Origin of the sequence: Pseudomonas sp. ICMP22404 (genome assembly GCF_006227205.1) — a bacterium.
Classification (GTDB): Bacteria; Pseudomonadota; Gammaproteobacteria; order Pseudomonadales; family Pseudomonadaceae; genus Aquipseudomonas.
Genome location: NZ_VCNG01000012.1, coordinates 153369 through 175176, shown reverse-complemented (window position 1 = coordinate 175176; position 21808 = coordinate 153369). Strand labels below are relative to the sequence as shown.

Below are 21808 nucleotides of genomic sequence, written 5' to 3'. Positions count from 1 at the left end.
ATTTATGAACACCGAAAATCCCCTGTGGGAGCGAGCCTGCTCGCGATGGATCCGACTCGGTCTCAATGATTCACGGTATACGCCAGCATCTTCGAAATATGGCTCATCGGCCGCCCGCCACTCTCTTCATGCCACTGGTTGAAGGCATTCTGCACCGTCGCCAGGTCCCGCAGGCTGGTGGGGACCTTGTCGATGATGCCCTGGGCATTGAGCGCCGCCACGACGTCGTAGCTGGTCACGAAGGTGTCCTTGCCCATCATCCGTAAAAAGTACGGAGCCGACAGGCCGCCCAGTTGATGGCCATGCTTTTTCAGGTAGGTCCACAGGCCAACGATGTCGGTCACCGGCCAGTCGGCGACCAGCGCGCCGAAGCTGCCTTTTTCATGGGCCACGTCCACTATCAGTTGCGCGTTGCGGGGCACGCTCTTGAGCTTGCCCAGGTGCCGGATGATCCGCGCATCCTGCATCAGCCGCTCCAGGTGCTCGGCACTCATCAGCACGACTTTTTCCGGATCGAACTTGAAGAACACTTCCTCGAACGCCGGCCACTTGGCATCCACCAGGCTGTGCTTGAGCCCGGCGCGGAAGATCCGCAGCGACATGGTCGAGAGGTAACGGTCATCACCGATCTTGCGCAGTTGCGCCGGGGTCTTGGGAACAGGCAGGTGGGCTTCCAGTTCAGCCGTCGAACCAAAGCGGTTCAGGCAGTATTCATGCAGCCACTTGTAATCGCGCATTCCTGCTCCTTGGGTCCGGTGTAGCGGGTCAGAGGTTCACCACGTTGACGAAGCGCGAAGCAGCGCTTTCGTCGATACGCAGGTTGGTAAAGTCGAACAGGTTACGGTCCGCCAACTGCGAGGGAACGACGTTCTGCAAACCACGGAAGATGCTCTCGGTACGGCCTGGCGTCTTGCGTTCCCAGTCCTGAAGCATCTCCTTGACCACCTGGCGCTGCAGGTTCTCCTGGGAACCGCACAGGTTGCAGGGGATGATCGGGAATTGCTTGAGATCCGAATAGGCCTGGATGTCTTTCTCGCTGCAGTAGGCCAGCGGGCGGATCACCACGTTGCGCCCGTCATCGGCGCGCAGCTTGGGTGGCATGGCCTTGAGCGAGCCGTTGAAGAACATGTTCAGGAAGAACGTCTCGACGATGTCGTCGCGGTGATGCCCCAGGGCCATCTTGGTTGCGCCGATCTCGTCGGCGAAGGTGTAGAGCGTGCCGCGACGCAGGCGTGAGCACAGCGAACAGGTGGTCTTGCCTTCTGGAATCAGTTCCTTGACCACCGAGTAGGTGTCTTTCTCGACGATGTGGTACTCCACGCCCAGCGACTTGAGGTACGTCGGCAGCACATCTTCGGGGAACCCCGGCTGCTTCTGGTCCATGTTCACCGCGACGATGTCGAACTTGATCGGCGCAACCTTCTGCAGGTGCATCAGCACATCGAGCATGGTGTAGCTGTCCTTGCCACCGGACAGGCAGACCATGACCTTGTCGCCGTCTTCAATCATGTTGAAATCGGCAACCGCCTCACCAGCCAGGCGGCGCAGGCGCTTTTGCAGTTTGTTCTGGTTGACCGTAAGAGTGCCCATGACGCGAAATCCGTGAGGTGTGACGAAGGGCCGGCATTTTACGCAAAAACAGGCCTGCGGCGAAGAGGCTGGCACGCCCCTGTTGTGGCGAGGGGATTTATCCCCGCTGGGGCGCGTAGCGGCCCTAATATCTCAATGCAACCAACGGTGGAGCAGGCCGAACGTAGGGGCTGCTTCGCACCCCAGCGGGGATAAATCCCCTCGCCACAGGGTTATTCACCCGTTTCAAGACTGTGTACACAGACCTATCGGCGATTAACCCGCCCACCTACAGCGCGATTTGCTCTAAGCCCCCCATCCCCCTCGGGATGAGTCCTTTCTATACTGCGTCATAAGGTCGCACACATATTCAGACCTTAACTTACTTGGCCATTTGGCCCGTAGGCGCTCCGTTGGGGGGCGATGGCAATAACAAAGGAGTGACTGACTATGATCCATCATGTCGTGGGGCTCTTTACCCACCCTGATCAAGAATGGAAAGACATCCGTGGCGATCAGGAGGAAAGCATCAGCCACATGTACCTCACCCACACGCTGATCCTGGCGGCGATTCCCGCTGTATCGGCGTTTATCGGCACGACGCAGGTAGGATGGGTCATAGGCAATCGTGCCCCGGTCATGCTCACCCATGAAAGCGCACTGTGGATGACCATCATGTCCTACCTGGCCATGCTGGGCGGTGTCGCGGTGATGGGTGCGTTCATCCACTGGATGGCCCGCACCTATGACGCCAACCCGAGCCTGGCCCGTTGCGTCGCGTTCGCCACCTACACCGCCACCCCCCTGTTCATCGGCGGCCTGGCAGCGCTCTATCCCCACATGTGGCTGGGAATGATCGTGGGTACGGCGGCGATCTGCTACACGGTCTACCTGTTGTATGTGGGCTTGCCGACCTTCATGAATATTCCCCAGGACGAAGGCTTCCTGTTTTCCAGTTCGGTACTTGCCGTTGGCCTGGTGGTGCTGGTTGCCATCATGGCGTTCACAGTGATTGTCTGGGGGTTGGGCGTCGGCCCGGTCTATACCAACTGAAAAACCAAGGCTCTCCTAAAAAAACAGGGTCTGCCGACACAGGCCGCCGCAAGGCGGCCTTCCTATGTCTGACGGTGAGACGACCGCTGGGCACCTGAGCGATTCGCAACGGCCGACGCTTGCGGCATACTCGGGTTTCTGGAGACCCGTAAAGCATGCTCGAGCAACTCAATACCCGCGTCGAAGAGTGTTACCAACAAGCCGAATCCTTTTTCAAACGTCCTTTCAAACGCCCGGTGGTCAGCTTCAAATTGCGTGGCCAGAAAGCCGGTGTCGCGCATTTGCATGAAAACCTGCTGCGCTTCAATCCGCAGCTGTACCGGGAAAATGCCGAGGACTTCCTCAAGCAGACCGTCGCCCACGAAGTCGCGCACCTGATCGCCCATCAATTGTTTGGCGAACGCATCCAGCCCCATGGCGAAGAATGGCAACTGATCATGCGCGGGGTGTACGAACTGCCGCCCAACCGCTGCCATACCTACGAAATCAAACGCCGCAGCGTCACCCGCTACATCTACAAATGCCCCTGCGAAGGCAGCGATTTCCCGTTCTCGGCCCAGCGCCATAGCCTGGTGCGCCAGGGACGGCGGTATCTGTGTCGCAGTTGTCGCGGAACGTTGGTGTTCAGCGGGGAGACGCGGGTGGAGTAGCGGGATCTGGGGTGCCTGGGCCGGCCTCATCGCGAGCAGGCTCGCTCCCATAGAGGGGGTGCAGCGCCCACAGAGCCAATGTGGGAGCGAGCCTGCTCGCGATGAGGCCAGCAACACCACTACACAACCACCCTGCCCTCCCGCAGTCGAGCAATCCGCTCGGCACTGAACCCCAACTCCGCCAACACCTGATCCGTATGCGCCCCCAGCCCGGCACCAATATGCCGGGGCTCGGGCAAGCCTTCCGAGAACTTCAATGGGCAAGCCATCTGCGCCTGACTCGAACCATCGCCGCGAGGCACTTGGGTGACCACTGCCCTGGCCTGCATTTGCGGATGCCCGAGCGCTTCTTCCAGGCTCAGCACCGGCTCGACGCAGGCATCGATATCGGCAAACAACCGGCAGAGTTCGGCGCAGTCATGCTTTTCGAACTCGGCTTGCAGGGCCTGCTTGAGCATCTGTTGTCGCTCGGGCTCGGGTGACAGCCCGTGAGTGGCCAGTTCCGGCCGCCCCAGGACCTCACACAACGCTTGCATGAAGGCCGGTTCCAGACTGCCCACCGACATCCAGCGGCCATCCCGGGTGCGGTAATAGTCATAGAAGCTGCCGCCATTGAGCAGGTGCTTTTCCCAGCCGGGTTCGACACCGCTGGCCAGGTAACCGGCGCCCGCCAGAGCGTTCAGGCTGAACACGCAATCGGCCATACTCACATCCAGGTATTGGCCCTGCCCACTCTGCTGACGGGCAATCACCGCCGCCAACAACCCGATCACTCCGTGCAGCGAGCCACCGGCGATGTCCGCCGCCTGGATGCCCAGCGGCAGCGGACCGCTGTCGGCACGCCCGGTATGGCTGGCCAGCCCTGTCAGGGCCAGGTAGTTGATGTCATGCCCGGCGCGGTCCCTGTAGGGGCCGGTCTGGCCGTAACCGGTGATCGACACATAGATGAGCCGGGGATTGATGGCCCTCAACGCCTCATACCCGAGCCCCAGTCGCTCCATCACGCCGGGACGGAACTGCTCCAGCAGAATGTCGTAGTCGGCCAGCAACCGCTTGATCACCTCGAGCGCCTCCGGTTGCTTGAGGTCCAGGGCCAGGCTGCGCTTGTTGCGATTGAGGTAGGCATGGCTGGCGGAAACACCCCGGTCATGGGGCGGCAGAACCCGTAGCAGGTCCGGGCGGGTCGGTGATTCGATGCGCAGCACCTCGGCGCCCATGTCCGCCAGCAGCAGCGAGGCGAACGGACCGGGTAGCAGGGTCGAGAAATCCAGAACCTTGAGCGATGCCAATGGGCCTTGCATGAAAGGTCTCCGCAGGATGATGAGCAAAGACTAGGCAGGCGCTGGCGGCGGGGCAATTACCGCAGGTGTCGTTTGGGATGACCAATGCGCTCAAGACTTGCGCACCTCTGTTGTGGCGAGGGGATTTAGCCAACCTCTAGAAAGTGCCCATGAAAAAACCCGCCGAAGCGGGTTTTTTCATTGCAGCCTGATGATTACCTCACCGCGCCTGGCGCAGAGGTTTCAGCCGCCGCAATCTGCGCCGCTGCGATCTGCTCGTCGTCTTCACGGACGTCGGAGATACCGCGACCGCCGGAAGCCAGCTCGGTCTGCAACTGCTCCTCATCCAGCTCCTTGACCCACTTGGCAACCACGATGGTGGCAACGGCGTTGCCCACCAGGTTGGTCAGGGCGCGGGCTTCGGACATGAAGCGGTCGATACCCAGGATCAGCGCCAGGCCGGCGACCGGCAGGGTACCTACGGCCGACAGGGTGGCCGCCAGTACGATGAAGCCGCTACCGGTCACGCCAGCAGCCCCCTTGGAGGACAGCAACAGCACGGCCAGCAGGGTGATCTGGTGAGTCAGGTCCATCGGGGTGTCGGTGGCCTGGGCGATGAACACCGCAGCCATGGTCAGGTAGATCGAAGTACCGTCGAGGTTGAACGAGTAACCTGTCGGGATGACCAGGCCTACGACCGACTTCTTGGCACCCAGGCGTTCCATCTTGATCAGCATGCGTGGCAGGGCCGATTCCGACGAGGAAGTACCCAGTACGATCAGCAGCTCTTCACGGATGTAGCGGACCAGCTTGATGACGCTGAAACCGTGAGCGCGGCAGATGGCGCCCAGCACCACCAGCACGAACACGACGCAGGTGATGTAGAAGCAGATCATCAGCTGACCCAACTGCACCAGCGAACCCACGCCGTAGGCGCCGATGGTGAACGCCATGGCACCGAACGCACCCAGGGGAGCCAGCTTCATGATCATGTTGATGATGATGAACATCACGTGGGCGAAGCGATCGATGAAGTCCAGCACCGGCTTGCCATAGGCGCCCAGGCGATGCAGGGCGAAACCGAAGAGCACCGAGAACATCAGCACTTGCAGGATGTCGCCGTTTGCGAATGCGCCGACGATGGTGTTCGGGATCACGTTGAGGATGAAGGCGATGATGCTCTGGTCTTTACCAGCCGAAATGAAGCCGGCGATCTTGCTGGTGTCCAGGGTCGTCACGTCGATGTGCATGCCGTTGCCCGGTTGCACGACGTTGACCACGACCAGGCCGATCAGCAGGGCGATGGTGGAGACGATTTCGAAGTACAGCAGCGCGTAGCCGCCGGTCTTGCCCACCGACTTCATGTTCTGCATGCCGGCGATACCGCTGACAACGGTACAGAAGATGATTGGGGCGATGACCATTTTGATCAGTTTGATGAACCCGTCACCGAACGGTTTGAGGGCCACACCGGTCTGCGGGTAGAAGTGACCGAGCAAAATACCGATGGCAATGGCAACGATCACCTGGAAATACAGGGATTTGTACAAGGGCTGACGAGTCGTCATGGCAAACCTTCCTCAAGCGTCCCGTGTGACAACATCCATCTGTTGTCCACGACACCTCAACTTTGCGAACCCTCCTGCACTGGAGGGATTTGTTTTGTCGGCTGCACAGGGGCAGACCTACGTAACGCATCGCAAAGCCCGTGCCATTTCTCAGAAATGCCCTACAGCCGCCATGGCAGACAGGTTTTATGACTAATCAAAGGTTAAACGATAGCGTATAAGATGGCGGATTTCCGCCAACAGCTTGATTCCTGTTCCAGGATTTGGCGGATATCCGCCTTGTCGCGATGGAGCTCCCTGCTACCATCGGTCGCTTATCGAACGGATTGATGCCATGCGCCAACGCACGATCGCCAGTCACTTTGCCCGCGCAGCCTTGGGCGGCGCACGTCGGCAGGGATTCGACGCTCTTCCCCTACTGCAACAACTGGGCATCAGCCCTGAGCTGTTGGACGAACCCCGCGCGCGTATCGCGCCGGAGCAGTTCGCCCGTCTGTTGCAATCGCTGTGGCTGGCATTGGGTGATGAATACCTTGGATTTGGCAGCGCCCCGAGTAAACCCGGGACGTTCGCCATGATGTGCCATACGCTGATCCACTGCCGGACCCTGGGCAAGGCTCTCCAACGTGGGCTGTTGTTCTACCGCCTGTTCCCCGACGCCCCGGACCTGACACTGGTCGCCGAAGGCGAACGGGTGCGCCTGGTGCTGAACGATTCGGCATTGTGGGACCCGGATCATTTCCTCGCCGAAAGCCTGCTGGTGGTATGGCATCGCCTCGCCAGTTGGCTGATCGGTCAGCGAATCGCCCTGGAGCAGGCCAGCTTCAGTTATGCCAGGCCCGCCCATGGCGCCGAGTACGATTTGCTGTTCCCCTGTCCGCTGGCGTTCGAGGCGCAACACAGCGGCCTGCTGTTCCACAGCCGCTACCTGGACATGCCGTTGCTTCAGGACGAACGGACCCTCAAGCGTTTTCTCGAGCACTCCCCCGCCGATCTGCTCTCGCGTCCGGACGATGGCCACAGCCTGAGCAGCCAACTGCGTCGGTTGCTCGGCCGCGATACCGCACGCTGGCCGGACCTGGAGGCTGCCGCCAATCACCTGCACCTGAGCCCCCAGACCCTGCGCCGCCATCTGCGGGAGGAAGGCACCAGCTTCCAGGAGCTCAAGGATCACCTGCGGCGGGATATCGCCATCTACCACTTGGGACGCGCGGACCTGTCGTTGCAGCAGATCGCCGAGCAGTTGGGGTTCTCGGAGCCGTCGGCGTTCCACCGGGCATTCAAGAAATGGACGGGGCTGACGCCGGGGGCTTACCGGGAGCAGGAGAACTAAGGCTGGGGGTTTGCGGTGTACTGACTGCCGTCATCGCGAGCAGGCTCGCTCCCACAGGGTTTTGTGATCGGCACACATCCCCTGTGGGAGCGAGCCTGCTCGCGATGGCGTCAGCGGCTCCACCACCCAACCCCGATCAAACCGCTGGAAAAAGCACCCGGAACGCCGCGCCGCCCAGCTCCGAGTCGCCCAAGGTCAAGCGCGCACCGTAGCTCTCGATGATGTCCTTGACCACCGCCAGGCCAATCCCCTGTCCCGGATGCTGGCGGTCCAGCCGCTCGCCGCGCTGCAGAATCCGCGCACGCTGGTCCGGCGGCACGCCCGGCCCGTCATCCTCGACGCACAGCTCGATCCCGCCGAGGGTCTGGTGCACGCTGACGCACACTTCGCCCAGGCACAGCCGATAGGCATTCTCCAGCAGGTTGCCGAGCATCTCGAGCAAGGCGCCCTGCTCGATCGGCACCTGGCAGTGCTCCGGCAGGTCGAAACGGACGTTGACCCGTTTATCGCGATAGACCTTGTCCAGGGTGTCGCAGAGACTTTGCAGCACCGGTCGCAGGCGCACCTGATGGCGCACCAGCCCACTCTTGCGCAAGCTGGCCCGCTGCAACTGGTAGCCGATCTGCTGGCTCATGCGCTCGATCTGGGTTTGCAGCACCCAGGCCTGCCCACGGTCTTCAGGGCGTCGGGCCATGTCTTCACTGACACCCTGCAACACCGCCAACGGCGTCTTCAGGCTGTGGGCCAGGTCGTCGAGGGAGTCGCGATAGCGGCTGCGCTGCTCCCGCTCGCTGTACAACAGTCGGTTGAGAGAGCCGGTCAGGCGCAGCAGTTCCCGGGGATGCTCGGTACTGAGGCTCTCCCGCGTGCCGCCTTCGATTTCATCCAGCTCCTGACTCAGGCGGCGCAACGCCCGCAGCCCCCAGGTCAGACCGATCCACAGCAACGCCAGCAACACCGCCAGCGCCGCCCCGAACCCCAGGTAGAGCTTGTCCCGCAACCCCTGCAGGGTCACTTCGTAATCGCGCACCGGCTGCAAGGTGACGATGCTGAACGCCGCGTTCTGGCCGGCGAGCAACTTGATCTCGACGTCATAGACAAAGAACTCCTCGCCGCTCTGCTCGCGAATGCGAGCAAACTCATTGCCCTGGCCGTCATAGCGAGGCGTGTAGTTGATGTTTTCTTCCCGGGTCGCCTTCGACCGCCAGACCAGTTTCCCGTCACGATCATAGATGTAACCCAGCAGACGGGCGTCGGCGAGATTGAAACGTTCGTCGGGCAACTGTGCCGGCATCTTCAGGTGATTGTTTTCCACCCGGGCGGCGGAAATCAGCGTGGTCACGTCCGAGGCCAGGCGTTGCTGGATGGATTCCTGCAACGCCAGGCTGAACGCGCCTTGCATGGCAGGCAGCAGTGCCAGCATGAACAACACCGCCAGGATCGTGGCGGCCAGCATCAACCGCAGCCGCAGGGAACGAATCACTGGCAGCGCTCGTTGAACAGGTAGCCCAGGCCACGCACAGTATCGATCGGTTTGAAGCCGGAGGGGGCTTCGAGTTTACGGCGCAGGCGCCCGACCAGGACTTCGATGACATTGGGGTCGCGCTCGTCGTCATCGGGATACAGCTGCTCCATCAGGCGGTCCTTGGCCACCACTTGCTGGTGATGGCGCATCAGGTACTCGAGGATGCGGTATTCGTAGGCCGTCAGTGCCAGGGGCTCCTCGTCGAGGGAGGCTTGCTTGCGGTTGAGGTCCAACAGCAACGGACCGGCGACGATGGTCGACTGGGTAAAACCACTGGAACGGCGCAACAGGGCATTCAGCCGGGCCTCCAGTTCCTCGAACTGGAACGGCTTGACCACGTAGTCATCGGCCCCGGCGGCCAGGCCTTCGACCTTGTCCTGCCAGTTGCCACGGGCGGTGAGGATCAGGATCGGAAAGGTCTTGTCCTGGGCACGCAGCCGGCGGATCAGCTCCAGGCCGCTGATCCCGGGCAGACCAAGGTCGATCACCGCCAGGTCGTGGTTGAATTCCGCGACCTGGTACAGCGCCTCCTCGGCATTGGCGACGGCCTGCACCACATGGCCGCTGTCGGTGAGACGGGTTTGCAGGTGATGGCGCAACAGCGCTTCGTCTTCGACGACCAGTAACTTCATGGAGCCTCTCTCCAGGCAAATCAGACAATCCGATGCTGTGCAGCGCAACGAAAGCCGCCGGATCGTCTTGGGCCGATCCGGCGGGACACGCTCACCCTCCGACCGCTTAGAACGTGTAGTTGGCGGACAGGTAGGTCTGGGCGCTGCTGGTCAGGTCCAGCGACCCCACCTTGTCGCCGCCGTGGGGGCTCATCTCGGTGCTGGCGTTGCTGCGCAGGTAACGGTAACCCAGTTCCACCGAGGTGTTCTGCGAAATTTGTTGCAGGACGCCGCCCTGCAGGCCTGCCGTGAAACCGATGTCGCTGTCGCGACTGAAGCCGGGGGAGTCCTGGGTGACTTTGGTCAGGCCCGCCGTCGCACCGCCGAACAGTTTGGTGCTGCCAGTGACGGGGTAGAACAGGTCGTAGCTGCCCAGCAGGTTTTCCTGGCGCAACTTGATACCGTTGTGGGTCCCTGAAACGTTGTCGTAAGTGGCGTAGTAGCGGCCCTGGTCGTTCTGCTTGCCCAGGCGCAGGCCATAGGTGGTGTCCTTGCCGATCACGCCGTCGGCGTTCGGATTGTTCAGCGCCTGGTCCAGGGCACTGGACTTCTTGACCTTGTCGCTGGTTTGGCCAAGGGTCAGGCTGGCGAAGTTGTCATCGGCATGGGCCATGGCGCTGGCACCCAGCACAGTGAAAGCCAGCAGCAGTTTTTTCATGTGTGTCATGTTCAGGTTCCTTTGAAACGTGGGTGGTGTGTGAAGTCGTGGTCACGTTAACCAGCGGTCCCTGAACACCCCTTGAACGTTCTCTGAACCTGCGCTGAATGAATCGGCTAGAGTGTCCAGTCTCGAGCGAACCCATTCTTTCAAGGAGATTCCCCATGCGCAGGTTGCTTGCTGTTGTACTTCTGGCCTTGAGCGGCGCGGGCCACGCCGCCGTCCAGACCCAGGAAATCCCCTACACCAGTGCCGACGGCACGAAGCTGATCGGCTATTACGCCTACGACGATGCGATCAAGGGGCCGCGCCCGGGCGTGGTGGTGGTGCATGAATGGTGGGGGCTGAACGACTATGCCAAGCGCCGTGCCCGCGACCTCGCTGGCCTGGGCTACAGCGCCATGGCCATCGACATGTACGGCGATGGCAAGAACACCGAGCACCCCACGGACGCCATGGCGTTCATGCAAGCGGCGCTCAAGGACAGCAAAGCCGCCAGCGCGCGATTCCAGGCCGGGCTCGACCTGTTGAAGAAACAGCCCCAGACCGATCCGGACAAACTCGCCGCCATCGGCTACTGCTTCGGCGGCAAAGTGGTGCTGGATGCGGCTCGCCAGGGCGTTCCACTGGCCGGCGTGGTGAGCTTCCACGGCGCCCTGGTGACCAACACCCCGGCCACGCCCGGCAGCGTCAAGGCGAAGGTACTGGTCGAACACGGCGCGCTGGATAGCATGGTCACCGAAGAAAACGTCAGCGCGTTCAAGAGCGAGATGGACAAGGCCGGCGCCGACTACAAGTTCGTCAGCCTGAAAGGCGCCAAGCACGGCTTCAGCAACCCCGATGCCGACCGCTTGAGCCACGGTGAACATGGCGGACCGGACATCGGCTACAACAAGGCGGCCGATGAGCAGTCGTGGGCGGATATGCAGAAGTTCTTCAAGAAGATCTTTGGTTGATCACTGAAGCTATCTGTGGCGAGGGGATTCATCCCCGCTGGGCTGCGCAGCAGCCCCAAAACCTGCTGACTCGGTATGTCAGACAGATCGAGTGTTCTGGGATGGGGCTGCTTCGCAGCCCAGCGGGGATAAATCCCCTCGCCACAACAGTGTTCACAACTCCCCGGCGTCACCCACTACCCAGCATCAAGCCAACCCGGCAAAATGCCCGGCATGAACCGACTTCCTGCCCTGCCCGCCTGCTGCTCGCCCCTGGATGAACATTGGCTGTTGCCCGACGCCCTGCCCGATACAATCCTGCTGAGCACCCGCTTCGATCCGCTGTTGCTGATCGGTGACGACTTTCCGAACAGTGCCATCGAGCCGCCCGCGAGCATCCAGCGTTCGGTGCCCAAGCGCCAGGCCGAATTCCTTGCCGGGCGGATCTGTGCCCGGGCAGCCCTTCATCAGCTGAACGGCCAGCACTGCGTACCGGCGATCGGCGAAGACCGTGCTCCCATCTGGCCGGCCCATGTCAGCGGCTCGATCACCCATAGCACCGGCCGGGCGGCGGCCATCGTCGCCAGCAAGGACCACTGGCAAGGGCTCGGCATGGATCTGGAGAACCTGCTCGACCCGGAGCGCGCCGAGCGGCTGGCGAGTGAAATCCTGACCCCACCGGAACTGCAACGCATGGCCACCACCCGGCGAGATGACCGGGCCTTGCTGGTGACGTTGACCTTTTCGGTGAAGGAAAGCCTGTTCAAGGCGTTGTACCCGATCGTCGGGCAGCGCTTCTATTTCGAACATGCCGAGATGCTGGAATGGACCCGCGACGGGCAGGTGCGATTGCGCTTGCTGACGGACCTGTCGGCCGAATGGCGCCATGGCAGTGAGTTGCAGGCGCGGTTTGGGGTGAAGGATGGGCAGTTGTTGAGTCTGGTGGGCGTCAAGGCCTGAAGCTTTCCTGTCGCTTTTGACGGCGCCATCGCGAGCAGGCTCGCTCCCACAGGGGGTATGCGTTCCCATGTGGGAGCGAGCCTGCTCGCGATGAGGACAATCCAGTCGCTATATCCTTCAACCTCTGTCCTGATGCCTCGGCCAGCTCAAGCTGAAACATGCCCCCCCCAGACTCTTGCTCTTGGCGATCAACGCCCGGCCGCCATGCCAGTAAATGATCCGTCGCACGATCGACAGCCCCAACCCATGACCGCCCGAAGCCCGGGCACGGCTGTCGTCCAGGCGCAGGAAGGGCTTGAACACCCGCTCCCAGGCCGCCTCCGGCACACCGGGCCCGTCATCCTCGACGTCCACCCGGCAACGCAGTTGGCCCACCTGATAGCTGACGGTCACCCGGGACTTGGCATGGCGCATGGCGTTGCCCACCAGGTTCTGCAAGGCGCGATGCAGGAAGCGTGGCTCGGCCTCGACCCAGGCGCCGTCACAATCGACGGCAGACAGGCACAGCCCGCGCTCGACCGTGACCCCGGCCCGCAACGGGCCGAGTTCCTCGATTACCTGGTTGACCAGCGCATCCAGATCCACCCGCTGGAAGTTCAGCGCCGGTGAGCCTTGCTCCAGTCGCGCATAGGTCAGCATCTCGTCCACCAACCGATCCAGGTCTTCGATGTCATGGTCCATGCCCGCCAGGTATTTTTCCCGGGCCTGGGGGGTGGCAGCGCTGCCGAGCATTTCCAGGCCGAAACGCAGGCGCGCCACCGGGGTACGCAGTTCGTGGGAAACCGCCCGTACCAACTCACGCTGGATCGCCAACAGTTGTTGCAGGTGCTCGGCCATGCCGTTGAACGCGGCGGCCAACCGCCCGACCGAGTCGGCACCACGAGCTGGCACGCGGGTTTCCAGACTGCCCTGGGCAATCTGGGTGGCGGCGGCCTCCAGGCCACTCAGGCGCCGTTCCAACTGACGCACCAACAGGTAGACGATCAACCCGATCAGGCTCAAGCCCAACGCGGCGATCAGCACCAGCCATTCGGGCGGATAAGGATTCATCTGGTACAGCGGGCCGATTTCCAATACCCACGGCGTGCCCACCATGCCGGCGAACACTCGGATCGAATCGCCCCCCTTGCCCAAGGCCATCACCGTATCGCCCTCGGACACACGACGGCGCTGGTCTTCGTCCATGTCCGCCTGCTCGGCGGTCATCAACCGCAGATCGAAGCCGAAACCTTTTTCTTCCATGAGCTGGGCGAGTCGCCGGGGTTGCTCGCCCACCGGGTAGCGCACCAGTTCGTCGGCCAGCAGATAAATAGTTGCCCGGGCCAGTTGCTCGCTGATCTGCTGGACTTCCCCCACCAACATCAATTGCTCGCCATCGCTGACCAGTCGATAGACCTTCGCCGCATGGGGCCCGGTCTGTTCGACCAGCGCCTGGCCACGCAGCACGCGGGTGCGCTGCCCCAGGTCCAGATCGGTCTGGGCGAAGGTCTGCAACGCCAGGGGGATCCCCAGCAGCCGCTCCCACAACAGCAGCGCCCGGTGACGCTCGGTGTCGTTCATCGGCCGCAGGTTTTCGGCCATCAGGGAAAACGTGCCATGGGCCAGGCGCTCGCGGTATTGCTCGCTACGGGTCTGGTTGAGCAAGTGCAGGGCCAGCACTCCCAGCACCGCCACCAGCACCAGCGCCGCACACATGCCGCCATAGATGCGCAGAAAGATCGAATTCACGGTGCCGGATCTACACAAGCTTCAGGCACGAACAGGTAACCTTTGCTGCGGATGGTCTTGATCAGCCGTGGATGCTCCGGGTCATCGCCGATCTTGGGCCGGATGCGCGAGATCCTGACGTCGATGGAGCGATCCTGGCCGTCATACCCGATACCACGCAGGGCGGTGAAGATTTCCTCCCGGGACAGGATGCGCCCGGCATTGGACACCAGCAGCCACAGCAGGTCGAACTCGGCGCTGGTCAGTTCGATGCCGTTGCCCTGCAACCAGGCCTCGCGCAGAGCGTCGTCCACCACCAAGGGGCCGAATTGCAGGCGCCGCGATTTCTGTGGGGAGGACGGCTCCGGCTCGCTACGCCGCAGCAGGGCCTGGATACGCGCCAACAACAAACGCGGGCGAACCGGCTTGCAGACATAATCGTCGGCGCCCAGGTCCAGGCCCTGGATCTGGTCGGCGTCGTCGGTGCGGGCCGTGAGCATCAGGATCGGCCCGTCGTACTGCGTGCGGACCTTGCGACAGATGCTCAGGCCGTCTTCGCCGGGCAGCATCAGGTCGAGGATCACCAGGTCCGGCTGCTCGGCGACGATCCGCTGCGCCGCCACCGCGCCGTCGCCTTCGATGGCGACACGCAGCCCGTTGCTTTCCAGGTAGTCACGGGTCAGCTCGGCCAGACGCTGGTCATCCTCGACGATCAATATATGCCAGGCGTCTTGTTCCACGGGGGACCTCGTCTGCTGTGAATATAAAAGGACAAATGCTCATCCCTTGTGGCGAGGGTATTCGCGCTCGCCCCCTCGCTCTTTTGTCATGTCAAAGGAGGATAACCCTGTCCGACGCACGGGCCGATTGTATAAACGGCGCCTTGGGAGAAAACAAGCGAACAAATGCGTTCGGTCGAGCGGGATTTGTGTGGTAACGTCCGCGCCCGCAAAAACCGGCAGGCTGTTTTCAGCGCCTCGAAAACGATGAAAAAAGGCCCACTCCAGCAGGGTCGCGGCCTACAGCGCAGTTCCCTGTTTCGCACACAAATTACGCACAGGTTTATCCACAGGCAGTACGTTGCATTCATCCCCCAAAACGCATTATCTTGTAGCCCGCTGCAAAAAAAACCCTACATGTAGGGGTTGAAGCCAAAAACCAAACACAAGTCGGACAGAGAATTCAAGCGCTTTTCGTGCCTCTCTCCACTTGAAACATCGTGTTTTCCAAAGACCAGACCGCCCCTGCGGATGGCCACTGTTTCAAAGGTCGAAAACGACCGAAACGGTACGGGTGTTGCAGTCCATTGCTGCCACCCCTGCAACCCCGGTTTCGAGCCCAGGCTCGCAACCCATGAACTTCGGATGGACGCAGCCCCACAGGGCTGCTTCCTACTGTCCCGAAGTTGTTATACCCGGCGCCAGTCGGTTGTAGTGCTTCAGGACGGAACGGTGGGCACCGTGATGGTGCCCAAACAAACATAGAGAACGTGGAGACACCCATGCACACCGACACAACTCGCGAGAACCCGCAGGGCACCGCGCCGCTGGCCGCTGATTCGACTCCGGATCTGGCTGCCACCGCGCCTGGCCAACTGCGTGTGATCAAGCGTAACGGCACTGTCGTTCCTTACACCGATGACAAGATCACCGTCGCCATCACCAAAGCATTTCTCGCAGTTGAAGGTGGCACCGCTGCCGCTTCGTCGCGCATCCACGACACCGTGGCCCGCCTGACCGAACAGGTCACCGCGACCTTCAAGCGTCGCATGCCGTCGGGCGGTACCATCCACATCGAAGAAATCCAGGACCAGGTCGAACTGGCCCTGATGCGTGCCGGCGAGCAAAAGGTAGCGCGTGACTACGTGATCTACCGCGACTCCCGTGCCAAGGAACGCGCCACCCGCAACCCGGCCGACGCACCGGTCCAGGCCCACCCGTCGATCCGCATCGCTCGCGCCGATGGCAGCCTGGCGCCGCTGGACATGGGCCGCCTGAACACCATCGTCACCGAGGCCTGCGAAGGCCTGGAAGAAGTCGATGGCGACCTGATCCAGCGCGAAACCCTGAAGAACCTCTATGACGGCGTCGCGCTCAAGGACGTCAACACCGCTCTGGTGATGACTGCGCGGACCCTGGTGGAACGCGAGCCGAACTACTCCTTCGTGACCGCCCGCCTGCTGATGGACACCCTGCGCGCCGAAGGCCTGGGCTTCCTGGAAGTCGCCGAGAGCGCGACCCACCACGAAATGGCCGACCTGTACGCCAAGGCCCTGCCGGCCTATGTAGCCAAGGGTATCGAATTCGAATTGCTGAACCCGGTCCTGGCCTCTTTCGACCTGGAAAAACTCGGCAAGGCGATCAACCACGAGCGCGACCAGCAGTTCACGTACCTGGGCCTGCAAACCCTGTACGACCGTTACTTCATCCACAAGGACGGTATCCGCTTCGAACTGCCGCAGATCTTCTTCATGCGTGTGGCCATGGGCCTGGCCATCGAAGAGAAGCAGAAAGAAGAGCGTGCCATCGAGTTCTACAACCTGCTGTCGTCCTTCGACTACATGGCATCGACCCCGACCCTGTTCAACGCCGGTACCCTGCGTCCACAGTTGTCGAGCTGCTACCTGACCACCGTGCCGGACGACCTGTCGGGCATCTACGGCGCGATCCACGACAACGCCATGCTGTCGAAATTCGCCGGTGGCCTGGGCAACGACTGGACGCCGGTTCGTGCGCTGGGCTCGTACATCAAGGGCACCAACGGTAAATCCCAGGGCGTCGTACCGTTCCTCAAAGTCGTCAACGACACCGCTGTCGCGGTCAACCAGGGTGGCAAGCGCAAGGGCGCGGTCTGTGCCTACCTGGAAACCTGGCACATGGACATTGAAGAGTTCATCGAGCTGCGCAAGAACACCGGTGACGATCGTCGTCGTACCCACGACATGAACACCGCCAACTGGATCCCCGACCTGTTCATGAAGCGTGTCTTCGACGACGGCAAGTGGACCCTGTTCTCGCCATCCGAAGTACCGGACCTGCATGACCTGACCGGCAAGGCCTTCGAAGAGCGCTACGAGTACTACGAAGCCCTGACCGAGTACAACAAGATCAAGCTGTTCAAGGTCGTCCAGGCCAAAGACCTGTGGCGCAAGATGCTGTCGATGCTGTTCGAGACCGGCCACCCATGGCTGACCTTCAAGGACCCGTGCAACCTGCGCAGCCCGCAGCAGCACGTAGGCGTGGTCCACAGCTCGAACCTGTGCACCGAGATCACCCTGAACACCAACAAGGACGAGATCGCCGTCTGCAACCTGGGCTCGATCAACCTGCCGAACCACATCGTCGACGGCAAGCTGGACACCGCCAAGCTGCAACGCACCGTGAACACCGCCGTGCGCATGCTCGACAACGTGATCGATATCAACTACTACTCGGTGCCGCAGGCGAAGAACTCCAACTTCAAGCACCGTCCGGTCGGCCTCGGCATCATGGGCTTCCAGGACGCGCTGTACCTGCAGCACATCCCATACGGTTCGGACGCGGCCATCGAGTTCGCCGACAAGTCCATGGAAGCGGTCAGCTACTACGCGATCCAGGCTTCCTGCGACCTGGCCGACGAGCGTGGCGCCTATGAGACGTTCCAGGGCTCGCTGTGGTCCAAGGGCATCCTGCCGCTGGACTCGCAACAGATCCTGATCGCGTCCCGTGGCGAGAAGTACATCGACGTCGACCTGACCGAGTCCCTGGACTGGGCACCGGTTCGCGCCCGTGTACAGAAAGGCATCCGTAACTCCAACATCATGGCCATCGCACCGACCGCCACCATCGCCAACATCACCGGCGTGTCGCAGTCGATCGAACCGACCTACCAGAACCTGTACGTGAAATCGAACCTGTCGGGCGAGTTCACCGTGATCAACCCGTACCTGGTCCGCGACCTCAAGGCCCGCGGCCTGTGGGACTCGGTCATGATCAACGACCTGAAGTACTACGACGGTTCGGTACAGCAGATCGAGCGCATTCCGCAGGAGCTCAAGGAGCTCTACGCGACCGCGTTCGAAGTGGACACCCGTTGGATCGTCGACGCAGCCAGCCGTCGCCAGAAGTGGATCGACCAGGCTCAATCGCTGAACCTGTACATCGCCGGCGCCTCGGGCAAGAAGCTGGACGTGACCTACCGCATGGCCTGGTACCGTGGTCTGAAAACCACTTACTACCTCCGTGCCCTGGCCGCCACCAGCACCGAGAAGTCGACCATCAACACCGGCAAGCTGAACGCTGTTTCCAGCGGCGGCAACCACGGTGACGACTCGGTCCTGGCTGCTCCAGCCGGCCCGGCACCAGTGCCAAAGGCCTGCGCGATCGACGAACCGGATTGCGAAGCTTGCCAATAAGCTGAGCGGGTGGACGCTGCAAGGCGCCTACCTTTAAAGAAAGCCCCCGATAGACCGCTGGTTTATCGGGGGTTTTCTTTTGCCTGGAGGAAAGTGGTGGCCGGGCTGACCTCATCGCGAGCAGGCTCGCTCCCACATTGGAATGCGTTCCCCTGTGGGAGCGAGCCTGCTCGCGATGAGGCCAGTCCAGGCAGCACAAAACACCCGCCCAAAAAGAAGCCCCTCTTGCGAGGGGCTCCTTGTGTAACCTTTCAAGCAACCATCGAGAATCAGGCCATCTGAATGATGGTCTGCATGATCGTGCTCTGGGTGGAGATGGTCTTGGCGTTTGCCTGGTAGTTGCTCTGGGCCTTGATCAGCTCGACCAGTTCGTTGGTCAGGTTGACGTTGGACTCTTCCAAGGCGTTGGAAACGATGGAACCCAAGGTACCGGTGGTTGGAGCATCGTAGCCCGGGATACCCGACGAGAAGGTTTCCTTCCAGCTGGTGCCGCCTACCGGCTGCAGGCCTTGCTCGTTGGTGAAGCTGGCGAGGGCGAGCTGACCGATCGGCTTGGTCTGGTTGTTGCTGAAGTTGGCCAGCAGTACACCAGAACCATCGATGGTCAGGTTGGTGATCTGGCCGGTGGCGTAACCGTTCTGGGTCGGGATCGAACGCGCGGTGTCGGCGTTGAACTGGGTGGTGTTGCCCATGGAGATCGTGATGGTTGGCGCACTCGCGGCACCGTTGGCGGCCCATACGCCGTTGGTCACTGTGCCAGGCACCCAGCCAGTCAAGACCAGATCGCTGTTGATAGTCGGCACAGTGGCAGGTGGCACTGGCGGAGTGCTGACCTGGGTCAGTTTGCCGCTCGAATCGAAGGTCATGGTCGAAGGAATCGGCGCGGTCGCACCGGTCGTGGTCGGCAAGCTACCGTCCAGGTTACGACCATCGATCAAGGTATAGACGTTCCAGGTATTGCCAGCCGTCTTGACCATGTACTGGTCCATGGAGTGCTGGTTACCCTGGGTGTCGTAGACCGGCGTAGTGAACTGCTTGGTAAAGGTCGAAGTATCGGTCGGATTGAACGCAGCGGTAATAGCAGTGGCCGTGGAGTTCAGGTTGATGGTCGACGAAACCAGGCTGGTAGCGCTCGGTGGCAGGTTGGAGGTGTCGATACGCAGGTCGGTCAGGATCCCGTTCTGGATCTTGCCGTTCGCATCCACGCCATAGCCCTGCAGCCTCGAAGTGCCGTCACTGTTGGTGATATAGCCTTCCTTGTCGGTCTTGAACGTACCGGCACGGGTGTAGCTCAGGGAACCGTCGTTGCTCAGGACGAAGAAGCCCTGGCCCTGGATACCCATGTCCAGCACGTTGCCGGTGTTGTTGACGTCGCCCTGGCCAAACTGCTGGGAAACGTTGGACAGGCGCACGCCGTTACCCACGGTTTTGCTGCCCGAACCCAGCTTGGTGGCCGAGTAGACGTCTTCGAATTCCGCGCGGGACGATTTGAAGCCGGTGGTTGCCACGTTGGCGATGTTGTTACCGGTGACGTCCAGCTGTTTGTTGGCAGCATAGAGACCGCTAAGGCCGATGTTGAAAGACATATTCCACTCCTTTGCCGGGTTAGTCGGCTCTACATACCAATAGTTTGTACTTTGGACAGGGCGATGCTGCCCAGCCCGGCGAGGTTGAGCATCAGCTCTCCCCCTGTCTGGCTGATCGTCACGCTGCTGACGGTCGCCGGCAGGTTGGTGATCAGCGACGTGGCCTGGCCGTCGATGGTGGTCGAGGCTACGAAGCTGTAAGTACCCGCTTCGACCGTCGTGCCCGCATCGTTCTTGCCATCCCAGATAAAGGCGGAGTTACCGGCCTTCTGGCTGCCCAAGTCGATGGTGCGAACCGTCTTGCCATCCTTGTCCACGATCTTGACCGCGACGGACGATACCGCCGAGGGCACCACCACCGTGCCGTTGAGGCTCTTGGAGGTGTCGACCACCGCCTTGTCGCCAGGGGCAATGACTGAACGCCCCACCAGCGACGAGGCCTGCAAGGCCTGGGACGAGTTGTAGTTGCTGGCCAACCCGCTCACGGTATCGTTGAGGGTGGTGATGCCTTCCAGGCTACTGAACTGGGCCAGCTGGGCAACGAACTCACCGTTGTCCTGCGGCGACAACGGGTCCTGGTTTTTCAGCTGGGTGACGAGCAGTTGCAGGAACGCATCCTTGCCCAGCTCCTTCTTGCCGGTCGCCGCACCTGTCAGCGAGCCCAGGCCGTCGGTGGTGGTGTTGGTCTTGACCGAGGAGTTGGCCAGAATCTCGTTGAGGCTCAAACCGCTGGTGGTGTTGGTAACGCTCATGTGACTCGCCCCTTATCACTGACCCAGGGTCAGGACCTTCTGCATCATGGTTTTGGCGGTGTTCATCATTTCGGCGTTGGTCTGGAACGAACGACTGGCGGAAATCATGTCGGCCATTTCTTCGACGACGTTGACGTTCGGGTAATAGACATAGCCCTTGGCGTCGGCAGCCGGATGGTTCGGCTCATAGCGCGCTTCGAGGTTGCTCTGGTCTTCGACCACGCCCATTACCTGCACGCCCTGCCCGGCCGCGTCCTGCTCCTGGAACAGCGAGCCGCTGCCATTCGACTGGCCACCTTGAAACATGGTGGCGAACACCGGGTGACGGGCGCGGTAGGTCTGGTCGATGCTCGACGAAACGGTCTCGGCGTTGGCGATGTTACTGGCGACAGTGTTCAGGCGAGTGGTCTGGGCACTCATGGCACTGCCGGCGATGTTGAATACGCTCGCAATCGACATGACTTACTCTCCGCGCAGGGCCGAGATCAGCCCTTTGAATTTACTGTTGAGCAGGGTGAAGCTGGCCTGGAAGTTCACGGAGTTCTCCGCGTAGTTGGACTGTTCCAGTTGAGCGTCCACGGTGTTCTGATCGATCGAAGGCTGCATCGGCGTGCGATACATCAGCGACTCGTCGCCGTTACCCAAGCCTTCGGCCTCGATATGACGGCTGTTGGTCATGTTCAGGGCGAAGGAGCCGTTCTTGGTTTTCTCGTTCTGCTCGGCGAGCACTTTGGAGAAGTCCAGGTCCCGCGCCTTGTAGTTCGGGGTGTCGGCGTTGGCGATGTTGTTGGCCAGAACTTCGGCACGCTGGGCGCGGAAGCTCAGGGCCTGTTCGTGGATACCGAGCGCTTTATCGAAGCTGATGCTCATGTCGGAAACCTTTGGGTGACCAGAATGTACGTACATGGACTTAGCAAGCGTCGTGCCACTTTCCAAAACCCCATAAACCGGGGCTTTGCGGGCATGGGCAAGGCGGCAATGCCAGAAAAGCGGCAACCGTTTTCCGCCGGCTGCCGCTTTTCTGCCGCTTTTTGAGTGACACTGGCAATTACAGTGGGACCGGGCTTTCGTGGGAGCCGAGCTTGCTCGCGATGAACGATGACGCGGTCGGGAGTTGAAACCGTGTTGCCTGCATCGCGAGCAAGCTCGGCTCCCACAGAAGCTCGCT

Annotated in this window: 19 protein-coding genes; 6 read left to right on the top strand and 13 right to left on the bottom strand. The window is 61.4% G+C overall.

Annotated features, from left to right (window positions below; translation table 11 throughout):
* Positions 1-62 precede the first annotated feature (62 nt).
* Complete coding sequence (locus tag FGE05_RS20980; RefSeq protein WP_139647905.1) at positions 63-737, bottom strand: DNA-3-methyladenine glycosylase I; 675 nt, start codon at positions 735-737, stop codon at positions 63-65.
* A gap of 28 nt (positions 738-765) precedes the next feature.
* Positions 766-1590, bottom strand: a complete 825-nt coding sequence (ttcA, locus tag FGE05_RS20975) for a tRNA 2-thiocytidine(32) synthetase TtcA (RefSeq protein ID WP_139647904.1) — start codon at positions 1588-1590, stop codon at positions 766-768.
* 429 nt (positions 1591-2019) lie between these two features.
* Here ttcA and FGE05_RS20970 point away from each other — a divergent pair, with 429 nt between their 5' ends.
* Both FGE05_RS20970 and FGE05_RS20965 read left to right on the top strand, forming a co-directional pair.
* Positions 2020-2622, top strand: a complete 603-nt coding sequence (locus tag FGE05_RS20970) for a Yip1 family protein (RefSeq protein WP_139647902.1) — start codon at positions 2020-2022, stop codon at positions 2620-2622.
* A gap of 155 nt (positions 2623-2777) precedes the next feature.
* The gene (locus FGE05_RS20965) at positions 2778-3272 is read left to right on the top strand and encodes a SprT family zinc-dependent metalloprotease (RefSeq protein ID WP_139647900.1); all 495 of its coding nucleotides are present in this window, start codon (positions 2778-2780) and stop codon (positions 3270-3272) included.
* Between the two features lie 119 nt (positions 3273-3391).
* On the opposite strand, the gene FGE05_RS20960 is transcribed toward FGE05_RS20965, so the two are convergent.
* Together FGE05_RS20960 and FGE05_RS20955 are read right to left on the bottom strand one after the other, a co-directional pair.
* On the bottom strand, positions 3392-4573 hold the full coding sequence (locus FGE05_RS20960; RefSeq protein ID WP_139647898.1) for a CaiB/BaiF CoA-transferase family protein: 1182 nt from the start codon (positions 4571-4573) through the stop codon (positions 3392-3394).
* Positions 4574-4767: 194 nt separating this feature from the next.
* Positions 4768-6120 carry a dicarboxylate/amino acid:cation symporter gene (locus tag FGE05_RS20955; RefSeq protein WP_139647896.1) on the bottom strand — a complete coding sequence of 451 codons (1353 nt, stop codon included), beginning with the start codon at positions 6118-6120 and terminating at the stop codon, positions 4768-4770.
* A 334-nt stretch (positions 6121-6454) separates the two neighbouring features.
* On the opposite strand from FGE05_RS20955, the gene FGE05_RS20950 reads away from it, so the two are divergent.
* A complete protein-coding gene (locus FGE05_RS20950; RefSeq protein ID WP_139647894.1) occupies positions 6455-7453 on the top strand; it encodes an AraC family transcriptional regulator in 999 nt (332 codons plus the stop codon).
* 136 nt (positions 7454-7589) lie between these two features.
* Here FGE05_RS20950 and FGE05_RS20945 read toward each other — a convergent pair whose 3' ends face one another.
* The 3 genes from FGE05_RS20945 to FGE05_RS20935 all read right to left on the bottom strand — a co-directional run bounded on the left by FGE05_RS20945 (position 7590) and on the right by FGE05_RS20935 (position 10316).
* Positions 7590-8936 carry an ATP-binding protein gene (locus tag FGE05_RS20945; protein WP_139647892.1) on the bottom strand — a complete coding sequence of 449 codons (1347 nt, stop codon included), beginning with the start codon at positions 8934-8936 and terminating at the stop codon, positions 7590-7592.
* Positions 8933-9610: a response regulator gene (locus tag FGE05_RS20940; protein WP_139647890.1), complete on the bottom strand. Its 678-nt coding sequence runs from the start codon at positions 9608-9610 to the stop codon at positions 8933-8935. The genes FGE05_RS20945 and FGE05_RS20940 overlap by 4 nt, the downstream gene beginning before the upstream one ends.
* A gap of 106 nt (positions 9611-9716) precedes the next feature.
* Positions 9717-10316 carry an outer membrane beta-barrel protein gene (locus FGE05_RS20935; protein ID WP_047701062.1) on the bottom strand — a complete coding sequence of 200 codons (600 nt, stop codon included), beginning with the start codon at positions 10314-10316 and terminating at the stop codon, positions 9717-9719.
* Positions 10317-10471: 155 nt separating this feature from the next.
* Between FGE05_RS20935 and FGE05_RS20930 the strand changes: the two genes are divergently transcribed.
* Positions 10472-11263 carry a dienelactone hydrolase family protein gene (locus FGE05_RS20930; RefSeq protein WP_139647888.1) on the top strand — a complete coding sequence of 264 codons (792 nt, stop codon included), beginning with the start codon at positions 10472-10474 and terminating at the stop codon, positions 11261-11263.
* 213 nt (positions 11264-11476) lie between these two features.
* Complete coding sequence (locus FGE05_RS20920) at positions 11477-12202, top strand: 4'-phosphopantetheinyl transferase (RefSeq protein ID WP_218938877.1); 726 nt, start codon at positions 11477-11479, stop codon at positions 12200-12202.
* A 117-nt stretch (positions 12203-12319) separates the two neighbouring features.
* Here FGE05_RS20920 and FGE05_RS20915 read toward each other — a convergent pair whose 3' ends face one another.
* Together FGE05_RS20915 and FGE05_RS20910 are read right to left on the bottom strand one after the other, a co-directional pair.
* Entirely contained in the window at positions 12320-13930 is a 1611-nt protein-coding gene (locus tag FGE05_RS20915; RefSeq protein ID WP_139647885.1) for an ATP-binding protein, read from the bottom strand.
* Positions 13927-14649, bottom strand: coding sequence for a response regulator transcription factor (locus tag FGE05_RS20910; RefSeq protein WP_139647883.1), 723 nt, complete (start codon positions 14647-14649; stop codon positions 13927-13929). Before FGE05_RS20910 ends, FGE05_RS20915 begins: the two co-directional genes overlap by 4 nt.
* A 761-nt stretch (positions 14650-15410) precedes the next feature.
* Here FGE05_RS20910 and FGE05_RS20905 point away from each other — a divergent pair.
* Positions 15411-18302 (top strand): ribonucleoside-diphosphate reductase subunit alpha, encoded by a 2892-nt coding sequence (locus FGE05_RS20905; RefSeq protein WP_139647881.1) that lies wholly within the window; start codon positions 15411-15413, stop codon positions 18300-18302.
* A gap of 269 nt (positions 18303-18571) precedes the next feature.
* Here the strand turns inward: FGE05_RS20905 and flgE are convergent, their stop codons facing one another.
* From flgE to flgB, 4 genes are read right to left on the bottom strand one after another with little or no spacing between them, the layout of a single operon-like run.
* Positions 18572-19888, bottom strand: a complete 1317-nt coding sequence (gene flgE / locus FGE05_RS20900; protein ID WP_139647880.1) for a flagellar hook protein FlgE — start codon at positions 19886-19888, stop codon at positions 18572-18574.
* A 29-nt stretch (positions 19889-19917) separates the two neighbouring features.
* Complete coding sequence (gene flgD, locus FGE05_RS20895) at positions 19918-20640, bottom strand: flagellar hook assembly protein FlgD (RefSeq protein WP_139647878.1); 723 nt, start codon at positions 20638-20640, stop codon at positions 19918-19920.
* Between the two features lie 15 nt (positions 20641-20655).
* The gene (gene flgC / locus FGE05_RS20890; protein WP_139647875.1) at positions 20656-21099 is read right to left on the bottom strand and encodes a flagellar basal body rod protein FlgC; all 444 of its coding nucleotides are present in this window, start codon (positions 21097-21099) and stop codon (positions 20656-20658) included.
* Positions 21100-21102: 3 nt separating this feature from the next.
* Positions 21103-21510, bottom strand: coding sequence for a flagellar basal body rod protein FlgB (gene flgB, locus FGE05_RS20885; RefSeq protein ID WP_024779770.1), 408 nt, complete (start codon positions 21508-21510; stop codon positions 21103-21105).
* Positions 21511-21808: the final 298 nt, after the last annotated feature.